This window comes from Lewinella cohaerens DSM 23179, assembly GCF_000379805.1.
Taxonomy (GTDB): domain Bacteria; phylum Bacteroidota; class Bacteroidia; order Chitinophagales; family Saprospiraceae; genus Lewinella; species Lewinella cohaerens.
The window spans coordinates 1-21364 of sequence record NZ_KB903566.1 but is presented as its reverse complement, the minus strand read 5'-3'; the positions used below and the strand labels follow the sequence as shown (position 1 = coordinate 21364).

The 21364-nt window shown below is 47.4% G+C and carries 4 protein-coding genes; all 4 read left to right on the top strand.

Going from position 1 to position 21364, the window contains the following annotated elements; translation table 11 throughout:
• The first annotated feature begins 62 nt into the window (after nt 1-62).
• Complete coding sequence (locus A3EU_RS0122615) at nt 63-8330, top strand: DUF11 domain-containing protein (protein WP_169433390.1); 8268 nt, start codon at nt 63-65, stop codon at nt 8328-8330.
• Between the two features lie 3 nt (nt 8331-8333).
• Nucleotides 8334-9203 carry a T9SS type A sorting domain-containing protein gene (locus tag A3EU_RS0122610; protein ID WP_020538486.1) on the top strand — a complete coding sequence of 290 codons (870 nt, stop codon included), beginning with the start codon at nt 8334-8336 and terminating at the stop codon, nt 9201-9203.
• A 271-nt stretch (nt 9204-9474) separates the two neighbouring features.
• Nucleotides 9475-10758, top strand: coding sequence for a proprotein convertase P-domain-containing protein (locus A3EU_RS0122605; protein ID WP_020538485.1), 1284 nt, complete (start codon nt 9475-9477; stop codon nt 10756-10758).
• Between the two features lie 459 nt (nt 10759-11217).
• Nucleotides 11218-21364: GEVED domain-containing protein (locus A3EU_RS31450; RefSeq protein ID WP_044086396.1), on the top strand; the 10147-nt coding region annotated here is incomplete at its 3' end.

Sequence of the window (21364 nt, the reverse complement as noted above, 5' to 3'; positions counted from 1 at the left end):
GCTAAACTTGTTTTTTGCGCAATACTTTGACTCCCTACACTATGATTAACACCGGTCAGGTTATGAACAACACTTACGAAACAACACGATTTTATCAAAAGTATACCTTAAAGTGGTCACTATTTTTGAGCCTCGTTCTGTTATCCTTAATGACTGTCCGTGCGGAAGGTACCCATGAGGTTGCTCCCAACCCTACGGATATGGTCATGCTATTGGTAGGAGACGGCAATTATGGCAATTTCGCTACACTGGGAAGCCCGGAGGCCAGTCGCCTGTTTGTGCAACTCAATAGCGCAACGGAGGTACTTTACCTGGGCCTTTCCCGAGAATACAATGAGTCTGGCAGTCCAGCTAGTACCGGTAATTATTCTTATCGTATTCGCAGGGCATCCAATGATGAAATTATACACGGTCCTTATAGCATCAATAGCTTTGTTGAAAATGTCAGCAATTGGGAAGGCGCCAGTGGTCCGGCGGTGCTAAACAATGGGGTCGGTTATGCAACCGATGATGACCGTTTTCTTTTCGCACCAGGAGAAGCAGGCTTGTATTATATCGAGTTTATTAGTGTAGATTATATTGGCTACTGGGATTTTACGGTAGCCGATAATGGGGTAGAAATCCCTGGGCGCGTATTTTCAAAAAACTGGGCTTTTCGTACGCCTACGGTTGGTAATACACAACCAGAGTGTGTTTGGGATCGCCGCTTCAACGGCAAGCTCTACTCTTATACGACGGATGGCTTTGTTACGCAAATCGATTTTGCCGATTCTGGCCTGCAAGGCTTATCGTTTACAATGGCCTTCAATAGTAGTGGCCCCGGACAAACAGGCGACTTGGGGATTGACCGAATGTCTATTCCTGAGCAGAATATTACCGATAATTTTGCGGAACACCTGGTATTCCTCGCACCACCTGATCCTGTTGTTTTTCCTGATGGAGAATGTGGAGAACTTACCGTAGCACCGTTTTTTAACTGTGCCGGATCGGAAGCCTACTGCCTGGATGTGACGGTCACCCAGCCAGGGCAGGTAGAAGTTATACTTGATATTAACGAAAATGGCGTTTTTGATATAGATGTAGATCGCCGATTATTGCATCGATTCCTTCCAGGGCAACCTTTGTCAACCTGTCTGAGCTGGGACGGCCTATTGGGCGATGGAACCCCTGTTGATCCGGGAACTCAACTCAACCTTTCTGTAAATTATACGCAAGGGATTCAGCATTGGGCTGTTTATGATACAGAATTCCTAAAAGATGGTTTTTGTGTAGAACCTATTCGCCCTTTGTGTACGACCAGTGGCCAAACGGATATTCTCTATTGGGATGATCGCAACATCGTTGACGATCCTGGCACCGGGCAGTCCAAAGACGGCCGCGGCGGTTGTGATTGTATCACCCCTGGTTGTAGAACATGGAATAATTTCAATCCTCAAACGGATGATTGTTCCATGATTAACGATAACAATACGACGGGATATGGTGATAAAAACAGCCTTAATACTTGGTGGTTTGCCAATGTATTTGCTGTCGATATGGTGGGTGTACCGTTGATTAATGTTGAAATTGAAGCAGCAACGGAAATCTGTGAAGGCGAAACCACGACCTTGGGGCTGAACTTTTTCTCAAATGCAGCTATTGCAACGCTGACCTGGTCTGGCCCGGAAGGCATTATTGCTACTGGCCCCGATGCACCTGAAACAATTGAGGTAAATACTCCTGGAACTTATACCCTTGAAATTACCGACCAAAATGGTTGTTCCTTCACGGATACTCATGAATTAAGTCAGTTTGCTTGCCCTACCGACCTGGAACTAGATATTGATGTCGATAGCCCCTTTGCAGATATTGGTAGTGCTGTTACCTTCACGATAACGGTCACCAATCAGGGGCCTTTCAATGCTGGTGATTTTACAGTCAATGCCCTCTGGCCAGCAGGCCTTACCAATGTTGTACCACTTTCCACTGGTGGCACCCTCAATGGCAGTACCATCGATTGGGAAAACCTAAACCTGGAGGTAGGGGAGAGCCTGACGCTGACCTTTATGGGCACCGTCGCACCTGCTTTCGATTATACGATACTAGCAGAAATCACCTATTCTGCGCAAGATGACCCCGATTCTACCCCCGGCAACGGCGTAGATACCAATGGCAATAACCAGTGTGCCGATGATGCTGGCGATGAAGATGATGGCGACTGTGTTACCATGGTGCCTCCTGCTTGTGAACTCGACGCTACCATCGCGGTGAGCAGTATCGCTTGTGACTCAAACGGCACGCCGTCTGATCCCGATGATGATGTCTTTACTTTTCAATTAGTCGTTTCGGGGAGTAATGGAAGTAGTGGTTGGCGCACGCTTGTTAATGGACAAACCGTTACGGGTGCTTATGATGAAGCAGTTACGGTTGGGCCTTTAGCTATTGCCAGTGGTGATTTGGAATTAATTATCACAGATGGATTTTTTGGTGCTGCTTGTAGTACAACGCTTTCGATTCCTGCACCTACGACCTGTTCTGATCAGTGTGATCTGGCAATTGAGGCTAGTAGCACTGTTTGTAATGACAACGGCACAAGCTACGACCCCGCCGATGATACTTTTGCATTTACATTTGAAGTAACGGGAGCGAATACCAGTGGTAGCTGGACAGCCTCTGATGGTAGCACGGGCAACTACAACACGAGCTACACCTACGAAAATAACCCGCTATCAGAAGGTAACGTAACCTTAATCTTTACGGATAGCGAAGACAATACCTGTGGCGTTAGCTACACCTTTGAAGCACCAGCCGAGACTTGCTCGCCGGACTGTTTCCTTGATGGCAGTGTAGGTCCTAATGTTTGTAATGACAATGGCACCCCTTCTGACCCAAGTGATGATACTTTTACATTCACTTTGGCAATTACAGGCTACAATACAAGCACCACTGCTTGGTCGGCCAATGACCCCAATAATACAACGGGTACTTACGGCACGACTATTACGATGGGGCCTTACCCGATCAGCGATGGTAGCATCGATTTTCTGGTTGTTGATCCAGGAAACCCTGATTGTAATTTGCCGATCTTTATCGTTCCTCCTCCTAGCTGTTCCAATGATTGTTCCTTGTCAGTGATGGCAACGGCTTCTGTTTGTAACGACAATGGCACGAGCTACGATCCTGCCGATGATACGTTTGCGTTTACATTTGAAGTAATCGGCGCGAATGCCAGCGGCAGTTGGATGGCATCCGATGGTAGTACGGGTAACTACGGTACCAGCTATACCTATGAAAATAACCCACTATCAGAAGGCGATGTAACTTTGACCTTTACGGATAGTGAAGATGGTACTTGTAGTACTACCTTCACTTTTGTAGCACCTGCGGAAACCTGTTCGCCGGATTGTTTCCTTGATGCTAGCGTAGGTCCAAATATTTGTGACAACAATGGCACGCCTTCCGATGCTAGCGACGATACCTTTACGTTCACGCTGGAGATCACCGGCTACAATACCAGTTCTGGCAACTGGCTGGCTACCGACCCTAATAATACCAGTGGTGCTTATGGCACAACAATGCTGATGGGGCCTTACCCGATCAGCGGAGGGAACCTTGATTTTGAAGTCTCCGATCCTGGTAATCCAGATTGTAACTTGCCGATCTTTATCGTTCCTCCCGGAACCTGTTCTAATGTCTGTGCACTGACTTTGCAGCAAAGCCTCATTCAGTGTGATGACAATGGTACTCCTTTTGATGGCGATGATGATACTTATACCATTTTAGTGAGAGTAACTGCTGCCAATGGCGGAACCTCCTGGACAAGTACCAATGGCCAAACCGGCCTTTACGGAGAATGGGTAACCCTAGGGCCATTTCCTATTTCAGGAGGCAATGTAAGTTTAACCTTTACAGACAATGAGGTGCCTGGCTGTGCCCTCACTACTTCATTTGTTGCGCCACCATCGTGCTCAATGGCTTGTATTATTGACGATGCTGTTGTTAGCAATATGGTTTGTAACGACAATGATACCCCTGTTGATCCTACCGATGATACCTTTACCTTCTCGGTGACAGTAACAGGCAATAACCTTGGCACCAATTGGTTGGCAAATGACGGGACCACCGGTGCCTACGATACACCAGTAAACTTCGGCCCATATATGGTCGCGGATGGTGATGTTGATCTCAGTTTTACAGATAGCGCGGATAGCAATTGTACCTTTGATTTGCAGGTAACTGCACCAACCGCCTGTTCTGATCAATGTGCAATGGAAGTAACGGTATCCAATTACCAATGTTTGGATAACGGCACGCCATCTGACCCCGATGATGATCTATTTACGTTTGATCTGCTGGCCGAAGGCATTAATAATAATGGTGCTGGCTGGATTCAGCCTACTGGTAATAGTGGTGCTTATGGTACGGCCATTACCCAAGGGCCTTTTTCTATTGCAGATGGCGCCTTTGATATGGTCATTCAGGATATAGATGATGCTTCTTGTACGGGGTCAGTAGCGATCATGCCTCCTGCACCTTGTTCTTTTCAGTGTATGGTTATCACCACTCTTAATACAGTAGTGTGTGATGATGCCGGAACGCCGGAAGATAGCAGCGATGATTTTTATGTTTATACCATCTTGGTTGATGGCGTAAATACAAGCGATAGTTGGGTAGCCAGTGATGGTACTACCGGCAACTATGGTGAGCTGGTAGAATCTGTACCTCACAGCTATAGCGAGGGCGTTCTAAGTGTGAATATATCTGACAGTGTTGCCGATTGTGGTGAGACCATTGAGGTCAACCCGCCAACACCAGCCTTATTCTGCCCAGAAGATACCGACCAGAGAAACTTCATTGGTAGTATCCAAATTTTGCAAGGTCACTTGGATCAAGATGACCTTGTTGTAGAGGAAGCACCATGTTTCTTGGCGTTTAGTTCTACCCCTATTTTATTAGGAGATCGCTTCATGGAGCCAGTCGATGTAACGACACCTGGACCAATTGATACCGCCGACAATGTTTATTCGTTCTTTTTCTTCTCCGACATTCCATTGTCGCCAGAATTAGAGGACCTCGGTGATGCCGATGGTGCAGGTATGTTGTTCAACGGAAGTTATACCGGATACGACGACCCTTGTTGTTTCAATGTGAGTTATCCAGATGAATTGGAGGACGACGAGGACATGGAGATGATCAATCCTATGATTGACACCACCGGAATGTTCTCTCAGGATATGCACTTGGTCAATCACTTCACCCAGTCACTGAAGCCAGGGCAAGATTATTCGCTTGTAGCTTCTACTTACGGTATTGAGGCGGCCGGTAATTATGCTTGGGTCATCGTTTCTTACCGCGATGTACCCATGACGGTCAATAGCGAAGAGGTAACTTCAACCTTTATGCCTTACGATACGCTAAGGGAAGATTTGACTTACAATCATATCCTTTGGACACAAGATAATCCTGCTAGCCAAGCTACCGTCGGTTACCCGTTGGTGGAACCACTTTGTGGCCTTGATAGCTTGTACTTCCAGGATGCACTGGATTTTGATGACAACTGTGCAGATGCTCATATTCTCCGTACGTTTATCATAGAATCAGCTGGGCAGCCCGATAGCTGTGATCAGCAATTGACTTTCCGTCGTCCGACGATTGATGACATTGTATTGCCACCGGCAACGGCGACGTTCCAGTGTGGTGATGATTATGGCCTCAATGAAAACGGATATCCTTCTCCTCAGGATACGGGCTATCCGTTGGTAAGTGGTGGTGAAGATTACGATACGTTATTTAACCAAACGACCATCTTTAACCTGGCCGTTTCCTATAAGGATATTCCCAATCCGATCACTACAGACCTGATTTTGGACTTGACTAGAGAGTGGACCATCACTGACGTATGTAATGGTGATACCCTTTATATTATTCCTCAGCAGATCAAAGTAGGACCATTTGGCCCTCCAAGGTTGGTTTGTCCGATTGGCGGAGATGGTTGTAATTGTCCCGACGATAATGTATTGGTCTACGATGTTGACCCATTGGACTGTACTGCTACCGTTGATATACCACTGGCCGAACTCGTCGGTTTCTGTGATGAAAGCCGTATCGACGATTGGACCATTACCACAGAGTTGATCCGAGTGGTAGATGATGAATTGATTGAAACCATCGAATTTGATGGTGCCCGTTCGGTAACGAACCTTGAAACAGGGGAGTACACACTACATTACATTGCTGAAGACCTTGATGGCAACCAGATAGAAAGCAATTGTCAAATGCGAATTGCGGATTTACAGGTGCCAACAGCCATCTGTCGCAATAGCCTAACCGTGACGGTAGAAGACGATACACCCAATCTTTTGTATACAGAAAATCTGGACCTGGGTAGCTATGATAATTGTGAGCCGCCAAGTTTACTCATGCGCCGTTTCTACAATGAAGGACCCGACGCTTGCGCTGGAGATATGGCCGGAACCTTCGGTGATTGGACCAACGAACTGGCATTTGAATGCTGTGACGCTGGGGAAACCTTCCTGGTAGAACTACAAGTGATGGATGCAGACAGTAACATCAACGGCTGTAATGTGATGGTTACCGTGATCGACGATGTTGCGCCAGAGCTTGCCGGTTTGGAAACGCTCACCTTGCCTTGTAGTGCTTTGCCACTAGGGTTTGAACCCATGGACTCCGTCCAGCGAGTAGCCCTTTTCGGAATGCCGGAAGTGACCGATAATTGTACCGCAGAAATCGTGGAAATGACGCCCGAACTCAGTTGGGACGATTGCGACCTGGGCAGTATTCGTCGCCTCTTTATGGCCACGGATGGTGCAGGAAACATGACCGCTGAAGTCTACGAGCAAATGATCACGATAAACCGTAACAACACCTACCGCATTCGTTTCCCTAAAGATGAAATGACGGATTGTGTTGCTGGTTTAGAAACACTGGAATTTATCAATGGCGGTTGTGGCAATTTCACAGTTACTTACGAAGATGTCGAACTAACTACAGAAGGGGAGGAGTGTTTGCGTTTAGCACGAACCTACCTCATTGTCAACGATTGTGAATACGATGGAGAGAGCACACCGACGGTATTGAGCCGTAATGAAAACTGTGCAGTAGAAGAAGGAGCCGAAGATGTATGGTTGGTCGTCAACAATGGCAACGCCTTCGCCGATGCAGATAGTGAGGCCTTCAACCAGTTCCCGCCTGCCGGACAAGACTGCGCGACCAATCCTGCCGGATATTGGCGTGATTTGCCGAATGTAGGTGCTTGGGAGTATACCCAAGTCATCAGTATTCAGGATGAAACAGCACCCGTAGTTGCTTTCGAAACGCCAGCAGTATTCTGTACAACAGATGAGTCTTGCGAAGGATTGGTGAGTATCGTCGTAGCATTGGAAGATGCTTGTTTGCCAGAACGTACGGAAGTGCAACTCTTCCTCGATCAGGATAATGACGGTACCAATGATTTGGAACTAACGGAAACCAGCGTACTCACCCGAACGAATAATTCCTTCCTGATAGAAGGTGACTTCCCCGTTGGTGACCACGCATTTGTTTTTGCGGCCACCGATGGTTGTAATAACCTGAGCAGTGAGCGCATCGCCTTTACAGTGGCAGATTGCTTCGTAGCGGCTCCGACTTGTGTGACCGCTATGGAAGTGCAACTTGCACCTGTCGTTCCGGCTACAGACCTTAATGGTGATGGCATTCTCGACGAAGCAGCTGTGATCTTATCAGCTGCCTTGTTGGCTGATATGGCCGAAATGGATTGTTCTGGTGATTATGCCTACTCGGTCAATCTACCAGGGATGACTGCCGACTTTAGTGCTGATAATCTGGTATTGACTTGTGAAGATCGTTATCAGGCAGCCCGTGAAATCGTCGTTCGGGACAATGCAAATAACCCTTACGCACTTCAGCCTGATGGCAGTGCCGGAGGACCTAATTACCAGCACTGTACTGTGATTATTTCTGTACAGGATGCCAATGAAGTTTGTAGCGCTTGTGCCGAGAATGAACTGGAAATAGAAGGCGTCATTCGTACACGTACCAACCAGCCCATGAGTGGGGTAGAGGTGCAGTTGAGCATTGATGATATTTTTGATGAAAACTCCTTTACCATTGATGATGGTAAGTTTGAGTTCCCGCAATTGACCTTCTCAACGAACTACGAAGTCAAGCCTTACAAGAATGATGACACAGCTAATGGAGTCACCACCTTAGACCTCATCGTACTCCAACGCCACTTGTTATTGCAACAAATTATCACCGATCCTTACGTATTATTGGCTGCCGATATTACCAATGATGGCGAGGTGACGACACTGGATCTCTTATGGATGTAACAGTTGCTACTCGGTCGCATCGAAACCTTCCCTGCGAATACGAGTTGGCGTTTTGTACCTGCTGAATTTCCTTTGACGGATATCGCTGCGGAGATTCCGGATTCCTACCGCTATTTCAACCTGCTGGTTTGTCAGTTTGGTCAAGACTTTATTGGTATAAAAATTGGTGACCTTAACGGCTCCGCTAGTAGCGACGGCGTAATGGCGCAAGCCGAAGACCGCACCAATGCCAAATGGCTGCTGGAAGCACCAGATTACGATCTGCGTGCAGGGGATATTTACCGTATCCCAATTCGCGCCAACGACCTGGAACAACTCAGCGGGCTAGAAGTAGAGCTGGCTTTGAACACCGAAATACTTGAGGTACTGGAAGTAGAAGAAGGCCAAATGAAAGCCGAGCAGATGAACACGACCTTGATGGAGCGTGGCTTACTGAAGGGCATCTGGTTGGCCCAAAAGACCAATACGAACGAGCCTTTGTTTACGTTAGTCGTAGCAGCAAAGGCTGGTGCCAGGTTAGCGGACGTGCTCGCTGTAAGTGGCAGGGTGCCTTCTGTCGCTTATGACCATGCTTTGGCAGAGTACGATCTACGTCTCCAATTCAGTGACTACGGACAGGAAGCGGTGTTGCTAAAGAATCACCCTGATCCTTTCCGGGAGACTACCCAGATAAGCTTCTACCTGCCACAAGCAGGAAACTACCTTTTGGAGATCACCGATGCCACCGGCAAGGTGTTGCAGCAATACCAGCAACGCGCCGATGCCGGCAAACAGGAACTTGCCATCCGCGGCGAGGGGCTACCTGCCGGCGTGCTGTTCTACACCCTCACCTTTGATGGGCGCCAGATCAGCCGGCGGATGGTTAAGTTGTAGGGGGGCAATGACTATCACAATAGAAAGTAAATAAATAAGGCGTCATCAGGGAAATCTGATGACGCCTTATTTATAATGCCTTTTTATTGAATCCGATTATAATAAAGGAAAAGAGAGTTCTTTGCGATCGTAAGTAATAGCGGTGTGTTTCGTGTCATTTTCACTACATTACGGATCAAGATATATTAACAATATAAGGTAACACCATATAGTTATGCTGCTTCATGTGCGAAATTCAATCATACTACTTTTCTTATTATTAGGTTGTTTGATGCCCTTGTTTGCACAATCGTTCATTGCTCCAGGTGGTCGTATTTCAGATTATTCTGGGCCGTTAATAGTCGATTCATTTCCCATTCAGGTAAATGGGTTATCTGGCCATTTAGGTGATGGTTTTGGGTTAGGGAAGGTGTGTATAACGATTATCCACCCGCGGGTATCGGATATAAAAGTAGAGTTGCAAAGCCCTGATGGGAGTACTATTTGGCTGACTAACCGTAATGGTGGTGCAGAGGCAAGGGACTATTATCAAGCTTGTTTTCGGATGAATGGCTTCTCTGGTTATATACATCAGGCTAATCCTCCGTTTGTTAATGGAGAATATATACCAGACGGGCGTATGAGTTTTCTTAATAATGGCCAGAACCCTAATGGAACGTGGTGGCTGCGGATTCGTGATTTGCGAGAGGGCGAAACGGGTACCTTGAATAGTTTTACCCTTCATTTTGAAGAAGGGGACTATTCTGACGAAAAACAACGGCCTTGTAATGAGAATTACCCAGAAGCATGTCAATGCCCTGATTTAACAGATAGTTGTGATTTATTACCGGACTTTATTATTCTCGAAAGGTTTACCCGCTCACAGATTAAAGAGTATCCTTTTGATCATCCGTATTATGGAGGGCAATTGCGCTTTGCCGCTACGATTGCCAATATTGGAGATGGACCAATGGAAACAAGAGGAAGTGATCGTTGGTATTGTGGCGAAGAAGAGGTCGTTCAAAATAGTATTTGCCCAGATTGGGAATATCCTCGTCAGGTGCTTACCCAGCGAATTTATCATCTGGCAGATGGCCAGTTAAGCTGGGAGGACCGTAGAGCTGGGTTCAACTACTATGATGATAAACCAGGGCATGATCATTTTCATGTAGATGATTGGGTGGAGTTTCGCCTAGTCAAGGAAGAAGAAGAGAAGCAACCTACCATTATTGCTGAAGGGCGAAAAGTAAGTTACTGCTTGTTTGATACCGGAATCTGTAATAATGCGGATAGTCTTTGTACTTGGCAGGGCCAGGTTTTTGGGGAAAAGAATTTATCGAACTATGGTTTTGGACATTACGCTTCGTGTAATGCAGAACAGCAGGGAATCAGCGTAGGTGGCTATGATACTTATGGGATGCTTTATGAAGGACAGTATTTGCAGCTTCCCAAAGGCTTAGCTTCCGGTGAATACTGGTTGGAAATAGAAATTGATCCGCTCCAGCTTTTTTATGAAAAAGACCGTTCAAATAACCTGTTTCGAATGCCTGTTGTGATTGAGCACCAGGAACAATGAAGCTATTTGCATTAAGTGTCCCTAGCAAACAAGCTCTAAAGAAACAAGTGTTATTTTTACACAATAAAAAAAGGGATATTTTTGCTTTTTTTAAAAAATATATGATCTTTGCGCATAAGATGCTTTATAGCTGAATGGCACTAGTTTGTGCTCATGTAGAATGATAAGGTAAGCTTCTATAAATGTTTTGTAGTCTGTTGTAGAAAGATGTCAGCTTTTTTGACACCATGTATCGTGATCACATGGAAAAAATATATCTAATCTAGAAAGCTGTATTCTTCAGCTTGATTTGTGTAATTTTTTTCTAAGAAAAATAAATTGGTAAAGACTTCCTTTTGTCATCATTAGATGATGAGGAATGTTTTTTGGCATAATTTTAGTTGCTTTTGCATAATACGCTTGTATTTAATCATTAGGAAGCAGTTTCCTTTGGATATAAATGCAGCAAACACAGATCACATGAAAAATAATTACCTGAGCCACACGCTTGGTCTCCTTCTTGTGCTATTCAGTACACTAAACCTTCAAGCACAATGCCCCGCAGTTTGTGATATCGATATCAATACTGACTTTCAGAATGTATCGATGAACAGCAATACAGCCTGCTTTTCCACTGATGTCTCCAATGTCAGTTTCAATTTTAACGGAACAGGTAATGTGGTTTGTGTGCCAGCTGGTATTACATGGACACAGAGTTTTGGCGGCGTCTTTTCAAATGTTACCATCAATGTTTATGGTAATGTGATTATGGGCGGGATGAATATTAATGGCACCACAGTTATTAATATCTATCCTGGAGGATCAATGGAAACGTCTTCTACTATTAATGGGCCGATCACTATTAACAATGCTGGCACGTTTACCCTAACAGGTACTAATGGTCAGATTGGTGGGCAAAACGGTACAACCTTCAATAACTTGAGCGGTGGTGTATTAGAAGCAGAAGGGCTAACTGGCCAACTTCTCCTTATTGGGCCTGTTGCTGTGACGAACTCTGGTATTATGAATTTCTCTAGCCTTGAGAACAATGAAGCAGATGTCTTCGATAATTATGGAGAAATCAATATCAGCCGTTACTTCTTCAACCATGGTAACTTATATAATTATGGAGATGTCAATACGGCTTGTGGTCCGTTCGGTTCTGGAGGCTGTGAGTTTATAGTTGGAAACAAAGGGCCAACTAAGAAATTTGTCAATAATAGCTGTATGACGGTTAATGGTAATGTAACCTTCAATGGCGCTAGTGAAATCAATGCCCCTTTCCAAATTATTGATGGTGACCTTACTATTAACTTTCCTGTGACAGGAACAGGCGGTGGCATTTTTGTCACCAATGGTAGTTCTGATATTACCGTTTCTGGGAGTTATTCTGGCACCAATCTTACTATCTGTGATGAAAATACGGTAGGTAATGACTTTGATAGTAACGTTGGTAACAATCCTAGTATGTATACGGTGGATTGTACGGATGCGGCTATGCCTTGTGCTGCGGCGGGCCAAACGTGCGATAACATTTTGAATAACCTAAATATTGATGGCTCTGGGCCTGACCCTACAGTAGTTTTCTCCAACCCTACTAGCCCATACTGTGGTACAGTAGGGGAATATCCTTCTCCAATTACACCAGGGGAGCAAGCAGGGTCGCCTTTTAGCACAATCTCCTGTCCTCCTATGCCTCCCTCCTTCAGGGGCTTGGATGCCTCCTATCAGATCGTTGTGGGCGGCGACTTTCTCGTACCGTCAACTGGTGGAGCTGAAGTAGAAGGACGATTAGCTGTAGGCGGTAACCTGATAATAGATAAGGGATATGGTATTGGCGAATCCGGGGGTGGAACCTTCGTGATAAGTGATCAAGGTAACGCGGTGGCTGTAGAGGGTACAATGTCTGGTACAGGGACCCTGAATATGGGGACTAATAATGGTGGCGGTGTCGGATACGTTGCCTATTCAGGAGGAGCAAGTACCCTGAATGTTGGTAATGGCACTGCTTCTGATAACAATGGAACGAGCATTGTGGATCATACTACACTTCTAAGTGAGGCAGCGCATATTAGTATGGAGATGCAAAGTGCTACAGCGACGGGCTCATTTAATGCTGTCTCTCGCACAGTGACAGGAACCAATGCCGCAATTGAAATCATAAACATCACTGGAACTGATTTGGACCCTGGGTTTCAGGACAATTTGCTTTTCGCAGATATAGCCCCGGGAGCTACTATCATCCTTAATGTTTCGGGGGCAGTAGTTACTAGCCGCCTAAGAGCAACAGCAGGTAGGGTAAATGACCCCGAGTTTGGTGCTACAGGGTCTGACCCGGATGCACTAATCTACAATTTAGTTTATAATTTTTATGAAGCGACTAGTGTCACGGTGGCAGGTAACCTTAATGGCTTGGTGTTTATCCCTAACGGTAATTTGGATTTACAGCAAAACCTGAATGGTAGGGCCTACATTGGTGGCAATCTTACTCATTCCGGTTCCGGTTCAGAGATTCATAATTATCCTTTTACAGGAGAACTTAGTAGCTTCTGTAGTAGTGCTTGTACGATTGATACGGATGGCCTTGCTGGAGTTGCCTGTTCTGGTAATGAAGGGATAAGCTTTAGCCTTACCCCTTCAGGTACTGGCGTAAGTGGCACTTATACCGTAAGTGTTAGTGGCGGTGGAGCTACGAGTATCAGTCCAATGATGGGTACTTATGATGTTGCTACAGTCTTTACGCTTAATGATAATTCAGCGGGGGGAGGAGATGTGACAGTAACGATTACCGATTTGAACGGATGCGAGCGTCAGGTAACGATTACGGATCCCACTGCGGGACTTCCTGCGGTAGCGTTTACAGCCCCTGCTGATCTGTGTATTGATGCAGGAGTCCAATCGGGTCTTGGTGGTGGCACTCCAACGGGTGGTGTCTACAGCGGCGCAGGTGTTACCGATGATGGCAATGGCATGACCTATAGCTTTAACCCTGCTACTGCGGGAGTTGGTACGCATACGCTGACCTATACCTTCACGGCTGCTAATAGTTGTTCAGTTAGCGCAAGCGATGATATAGAAGTCTTTACATTACCAGTAGTAGGATTGACAGCTCCTGCCGATCTGTGTATTGATGCAGGAGTTCAATCGGGTCTTGGTGGTGGCACTCCAACGGGGGGTGTCTACAGCGGCGCAGGTGTTACTGATGATGGTAATGGCATGACGTATAGCTTTGATCCTGCTGCTGCGGGAGTTGGTACGCATATGCTTACTTACACCTTTACGGATGGCAATAGCTGTACGAGTAGTGACACGGATGATGTGGAAGTATTCGACTTGCCAGTAGTTGTGTTCACTGCTCCTGCTGATTGTTGTGTTACTGATGGCGCACTGACCGGCCTTGGCAGTGGCACTCCAACGGGAGGTGTTTACAGCGGTCCTGGTGTCACCGATGACGGCAACGGAATGACGTACAGTTTCGATCCTGCTGCTGCAGGAGTTGGTACGCATCTGCTTACGTATACCTTTACAGATGGCAACGGCTGTACGAACAGTGCAAGTGATGATAAAGAAGTGTTTGCGACACCTACAGCTGCCTTTACAGCTCCTGCCGACCTATGTATCGATGCAGGAGTCCAATCGGGTCTTGGTGGTGGCACTCCAACGGGTGGTGTCTACAGCGGCGCAGGTGTTACCGATGATGGCAACGGAATGACGTACAGTTTCGATCCTGCTGCTGCGGGAGTTGGCACACATGCCATTACTTATACGGTAGGTGCTAATGGCTGTAACGATAGTGCTTCTGATGATGTTGAGGTATTTGCATTACCTGTAGTAGCATTTACTGCTCCTGCCGATCTGTGTATCGATGCAGGAGTACAGGCCGGCCTTGGTGGCGGTACGCCAACGGGTGGTACTTACAGTGGTTCTGGTGTCACTGATGATGGCAATGGTATGACGTACAGCTTTGATCCTGCTGCTGCAGGAGCAGGTACGCATACTTTGACGTATACCTTTACCGATGCAAACAGCTGTACGGCTAGCGCAAGTGACGATGTAGAAGTCTTTGCTGTCCCTAATGCGACCTTTACAGCACCCTCCGACTTGTGTATCGATGCAGGTGTCCAATCCGGCCTTGGTGGCGGGAGCCCAATGGGCGGTGTTTACAGTGGTCCAGGTGTTACGGATGGCGGGAATGGTATGACATACAGTTTCGATCCTGCAACTGCAGGCACTGGTACGCATACGATTACTTATACGGTAGGGGTTAACGGCTGTGTAGATGCAGCCACAGATGATATAGAAGTATTCGCACTTCCCGTAGTCACTTTGACAGCGCCAGCCGACTTGTGTATTGACGCTGGAGTACAGACGGCCCTAGGAGGTGGTCTACCAACGGGCGGCGTTTACGCTGGCCCTGGTGTCACGGATGATGGCAATGGCATGACATACAGCTTTGATCCTGCTAGTGCAGGAATAGGTGTGCACATTTTGACATACACATTCACCGACGGTAATGGTTGTACCAGTAGCGACACGGATGATGTAGAAGTGTTTGCATTACCTACGGTTACGTTTACTGCGCCTGCCGACTGTTGTGTCAACGATGGTGCACTGACTGGCCTAGGTGGCGGCACGCCAACGGGCGGGGTTTACAGCGGTCCTGGTGTCACTGATGATGGCAACGGCATGACGTACAGTTTCGATCCTGCAGCAGCCGGCGTTGGCGTACATACCTTGACCTACACGTTTACAGATGGAAATGGCTGTGTCAACAGTGCGAGTGATGATAAAGAAGTGTTTGCTTTACCTGTTATCACCTTTACTGCGCCTGCGGACCTGTGTGTTGACGCTGGTGTTCAGTCTGCCCTAGGCGGCGGCCTACCAGTAGGTGGCGTTTACAGCGGAGCTGGCGTTACAGATGACGGCAATGGCATGACGTATAGCTTCGATCCTTCGGTTGCGGGCTCGGGCGTGCATACGATTAGTTACAGTTATACAGATGGAAATGGCTGTAGCGATACCCCAGCCACAGATGATATAGAAGTATTCGCACTCCCTGTAGTCACTTTGACTGCGCCAGCCGACTTGTGTATTGACGCTGGAGTACAGTCTACCCTAGGAGGTGGTCTACCAACGGGCGGCGTTTACGCTGGCCCTGGTGTCACGGATGACGGCAATGGCATGACATACAGCTTTGATCCTGCTAGTGCAGGAATAGGTGTGCACATTTTGACATACACATTCACCGACGGTAATGGTTGTACCAGTAGCGATACGGATGATATAGAAGTGTTTGCATTACCTACGGTTACGTTTACTGCGCCTGCCGACTGTTGTGTCAACGATGGTGCACTGACTGGCCTAGGTGGCGGCACTCCAACGGGCGGCGTTTACAGCGGTCCTGGTGTCACGGATGATGGCAATGGCATGACGTACAGTTTCGACCCTGCAGCAGCGGGCGTTGGCGTACATACCTTGACGTACACGTTTACAGATGGAAATGGCTGTGTCAACAGTGCGAGTGATGATAAAGAAGTGTTTGGCCTTGATTTTGGAGACTTAGCTGCTCCTTATCCTACGGCTGGCGTTGCTACTGCTGCGAGTCACTGTGTTCCTGCTGCCCCACTGATTAAGTTAGGAGCTACGGTAGATGTTGAAGTAGATGGCACCCCAAGTCCCCTCGCTGATGGCGACGGAGCCGATGAAGATAGCTTTGTCTCTGGGGATTACATGTTTGTTCGAGGTCAATCAGAAGACATTACGATTCCATTAATGAACATGACAGGCCAGATGGCGAAGTTGGTTATGTTTATCGATTGGGATAATAATGGTGATTTCACAGGCACCAACGAGATGTACGATGTCATGGTTGCTGACGCTGCGACAAGTGCAACATTGAGCGGAGTTACGCCTCCTGCGGGAGCTGTGATTAATACTAATCTGGCGGTTCGTTTCCGTTTCAGTACGGATCAAACGGCAGTTATGTCAGCCGGTGGAAATGCTTCAGATGGAGAGGTAGAAGATTACCTGCTTATGGTAATGGCCTTCGATTATGGTGACCTTACCGATACCGGTACGGGTACTGCTGAGGAAGACTACGAGACCACGGTTGCTGATGGTGGCCCTGTCCATAAGATCGTTACGGATGATATGGGTAACGTGATCCTTAAAATCGGCGGTACGATTGATGATGAACTAGACGGCCAACAAAGTCCTGATGCCGACGGCGATGGAGCAGACGATGATGGCTTTGACCCTACGAGCACGATGTTCGTACGTGGCGAGTCACAAGACCTGACGATCCCTGTAATGAATATGACAGGTGGCCCTGCGAAGTTGACGGTCTACATTGACTGGAACAACGACGGCGCCTTTGATGGTCCTGACGAAATGTATTTCACGACCGTTGATGATTTAGCAACGTCTGCAGTACTAAGTGGCATCACGCCACCAGCGGGAGCTTCAATCAACAACGAGATCGGTATGCGTTTCCGTTTGACGACGGATATGGCGATGACCCCAGGTGGCCCTGCCCCTGATGGTGAAGTAGAAGACTACGAAATCGTAGTAATGGCGTTTGATTATGGTGACCTTGTTGACGGTGCATCTGGTACTGGCGAAGAGGATTACGAAACGTCATCTGCCAACGGCGGCCCTGTGCACAAGATCGTTACGAACGAGGACGATATGGTAACGCTGAAGATCGGCGCGAGTGTAGATGACGAACTCGATGGTCAGCCAAGTGATGATGCAGATGGAGACGGCGCCGACGAAGACGGCTTTGATCCTACAAGTGTGATGTTTGTACGTGGTGAGTCACAAGACTTGACGATCCCCGTGATGAATATGACGGGTGGCCCTGCAAAGTTGACAGTCTACATTGACTGGAACAACGATGGCGCCTTTGACGGTACAGATGAGATGTACTTCACGACGGTTGATGATTTGGCAACTTCTGCGGTATTAAGTGGCATTACGCCACCTGCGGATGCTTCGATCAACAACGAGATCGGTATACGTTTCCGTTTGACGACGGACATGACGATGAGCCCTGATGGCCCTGCGCCCGACGGAGAAGTAGAGGATTACGAGACGATGGTAATGGCGTTCGACTATGGTGATCTTACCGATACCGGTACGGGTACTGCTGAAGAAGACTACGAGACCACGGTTGCTGATGGTGGTCCTGTGCACAAGATCATTACGAACGAAGATGATATGGTAACGCTGAAAATCGGCGGTACGATTGACGATGAACTAGACGGCCAACAAAGCCCTGATGCCGACGGCGATGCAGACGACGAAGACGGCTTCGACCCTACGAGTGTAATGTTCGTAACGGGCCAGTCTGTTGATCTGGATATCCCGGTCATGAATATGACTGGAGCTCCTGCAAAGTTGACGATCTTCATTGATTGGAACAATAATGGTGATTTCACCGACATGGGTGAGATGTACTTTGTAGATGTACCTGATCAAGCGACGAGTGTGACGATAGCTGATATTCTTCCTCCGTTTACGACGACGCTTAATGACGAACTCGGCTTCCGTATTCGTCTAAGCTCCGATATGGATGCTAGCATGAGTCCTACGGGCCCTGCTCCTGATGGAGAAGTAGAGGACTATGAGATCATGGTAATGGGCTTTGATTACGGCGACTTGATCGACGGTACCAACGGTACAGCCGAACAGGATTACCAGACACAAAGTGCCAATGGCGGCCCATCGCACAAAATCATCACGAATGAAGATGATATGGTCTTACTGAAGATCGGATCACTACTAGATGATGAAGCGGATGGTCAGCAAAGCTCCAACGCTACGGGTGATGTTACCGACGAGGATGATGAAGATGGTTTCGATCCAACGAGCATCATGTTTATGACCAACCAAAGTGTAGACATTACCATTCCGGTGATGAATATGACAATGGATGATGCCAAACTGGTGTTCTACATTGATTGGAACAATAATGGTGAGTTCGAAGCGGATGAAATGTACTCGACGATCGTAATGCCTGGTGAGACAGAAGCTGTGCTCACCGGAGTTACGCCACCATTGACTGCTACATTGAACGACGATATCGGTATTCGTATTCGTTTGAGTACGGATCAAGATGCGGTAATGAGCCCTTATGGTCCTGCCCCTGATGGTGAGGTTGAAGATTACGAGATTCCAGTGATGGGCTTTGACTACGGTGATTTGAATGATGTTGTAGTAGGAACCAATGGCGATGTCAACGCTCCTCTTACTCCTGCTGATTACCAAACCACAGCTGCTGATAATGGCCCTGCCCACAAAATCCTCACGGATGAGAACGATATGGTCCTGTTGAAAATCGGTAACAATATTGACGATGAAGTAGACGGCCAACCAAGTGCTGATGCAGGTGTCACCAGTGGTGACGATAATAATGCAGCGGCCGGAACGATGGATGTTGACGATGAAGACGGTTTGGACTTGAACAATATTCCATTATTCATCCTGACACAAACAACAGATCTGGACATTCCGGTCATGAACATGACGGGAGCAGAAGCGACGATAGCTGTTTATGTAGATTTCAACAAGGACGGTTTCCTTGATCCGGCAACGGAGAAATTTACGGCTACGGTAGCTGATGGCGCAACAAACGTAATCGTAAGTGTTGGTCCAATTCCTGCGGATGCAGTAGTTGGCCAAGATGTAGGTCTACGTATTCGCCTGGCCAATGAGATGGGTGAAGTAATGACTTCTACAGGTATTGCTAATAGTGGTGAGGTAGAAGATTACATGATCCAAATCATCGGCTTTGACTACGGTGATTTACCGGATACTTATACGACAACAGGCCCAGAAGCTCCTCGCCACATTGTCTCCGAAGCGCTTAAGCTTGGATCATGTGTAGACACGGAGCTGGATGGTATTCCTGAGCCAATGGCTGGTATGATGGAAGGTGGTGACGATGCTGATCCTGGTCTGGCAACCTTCGGTACTTGTACCGATGGCAGCGACGAAGACGGTATTGTATTCAGCCATCCATTTATTCCTGGCAACGAGTCCTGTATCACCGTAAGTGCGATGAACATGACAGGTGAAGATGCCGTACTACAAGTATGGATTGACTGGAATGGTGATGGTGTGTTTGGTGCCGGTGAAGAGCTGGTGTTCGCAGACGCAACAGTACCTAATGGTGGTGTTACAGATGCAGAATACTGTTTTCCAGTACCTGCAATCGTTGGCTACAGCGAAGGATCTTTATTCATCCGTGCTCGCTTGAGTCCGGACGGTGGCCTTGTTCCTGATAGCCAAACGGGTACTGTACCTTTTGGTGAGATCGAAGACTACAAAGTCAAACTCAGCAAAGTAGGTAGCCTTGTTTGGGAAGACTACAACGGCAATGGAGTACAAGACGAAGCTGGTGACCTTGGCCTCAATGGTGTAGACGTAGAACTGTTGTGGTTTGGCCCTGATGGTGATGTAAACACCACTGATGATAACCGTACTTACACGGTAACAACCGCGAATGACGGCACCACTGATGGCGTCTACAACTTCTGTGGCTTGAATCCTGGTACTTACAGTATCAGCATTCCGACCTTACCTGGTGACTTTGTCCCAACCTGGTCGAACATTCCTGGCGATGACGAAATCGACAGTGACGATCACGCAGGTGTAGAATTCACCATTGTCGACCCAATGGCCCTACCGGAAGGCGAAAATGGCACGGGCGATAACCCTGGAGGCATCAACGGTTTCCCTGATATGCAGGACGATCTGAGCTTCGACTTCGGTGCTTACATTCCTGCCGAACTGGGCGACTTTGTATGGTTGGACGAAAACTTCAATGCTGCTGATGATACGCAGGTGAGTACAGGCGCAGTACCTGATAGCCCCATCGAAGGCGTTCGGGTAAGGCTAATGGGTACGAATAATGCTGGACAGCCAGTAATGCTTGAATTGTTTACGGATGAGAACGGCTACTACAAGTTCGAAGACCTGGCTCCTGGTAGCTACAAAGTGATCTTTGATGCGAGTACAGCACTTGATGAGTGTGGAGCTATTCTTTTGGCTGTTACACCAAATGTCGGTGATGATGCACTAGATTCTGATCAGGATCAAACGACGTTCACGACCCCATTCTACGATCTGTTCTCCGGAGATGATATCGAAACGGTAGACGCTGGTTTTGTAGAACCTCCGATCGAACTGGGCTGTATCGCTAACCTGAACGTAACGCTGGGTGCAGACTGTAGCGCTACGATTACAGAAGACATGATTCTTACGGGCCTTTACGGCTGTGTTGATGAGTTCATCATCACGGTTGACGGTACCGACAGCAATGTATTGTACGGTTGTGGCGAACACACCTACATGATCGAGATCGTGGAAGATGGCGAGATTGTCTACACCTGTTGGGGAACAATCCTGGCAGAAGACAAAACCGATCCAGTAATCGAATGTCCTGCTAATACGGACGAGGTAACGGTAGATTTTGCTCTCCAGACCCTGGAAGGTAGCATCGACGGCACCGAGCCAACGATTGTTCTTGATGATTACACCTGTTTCCAGAGCTTCTTTGAGCCTGCAGCTGGTGTTGAATATAATTACGACTTGATCACCTTCACGGTTGATCCTGACCTGCCAG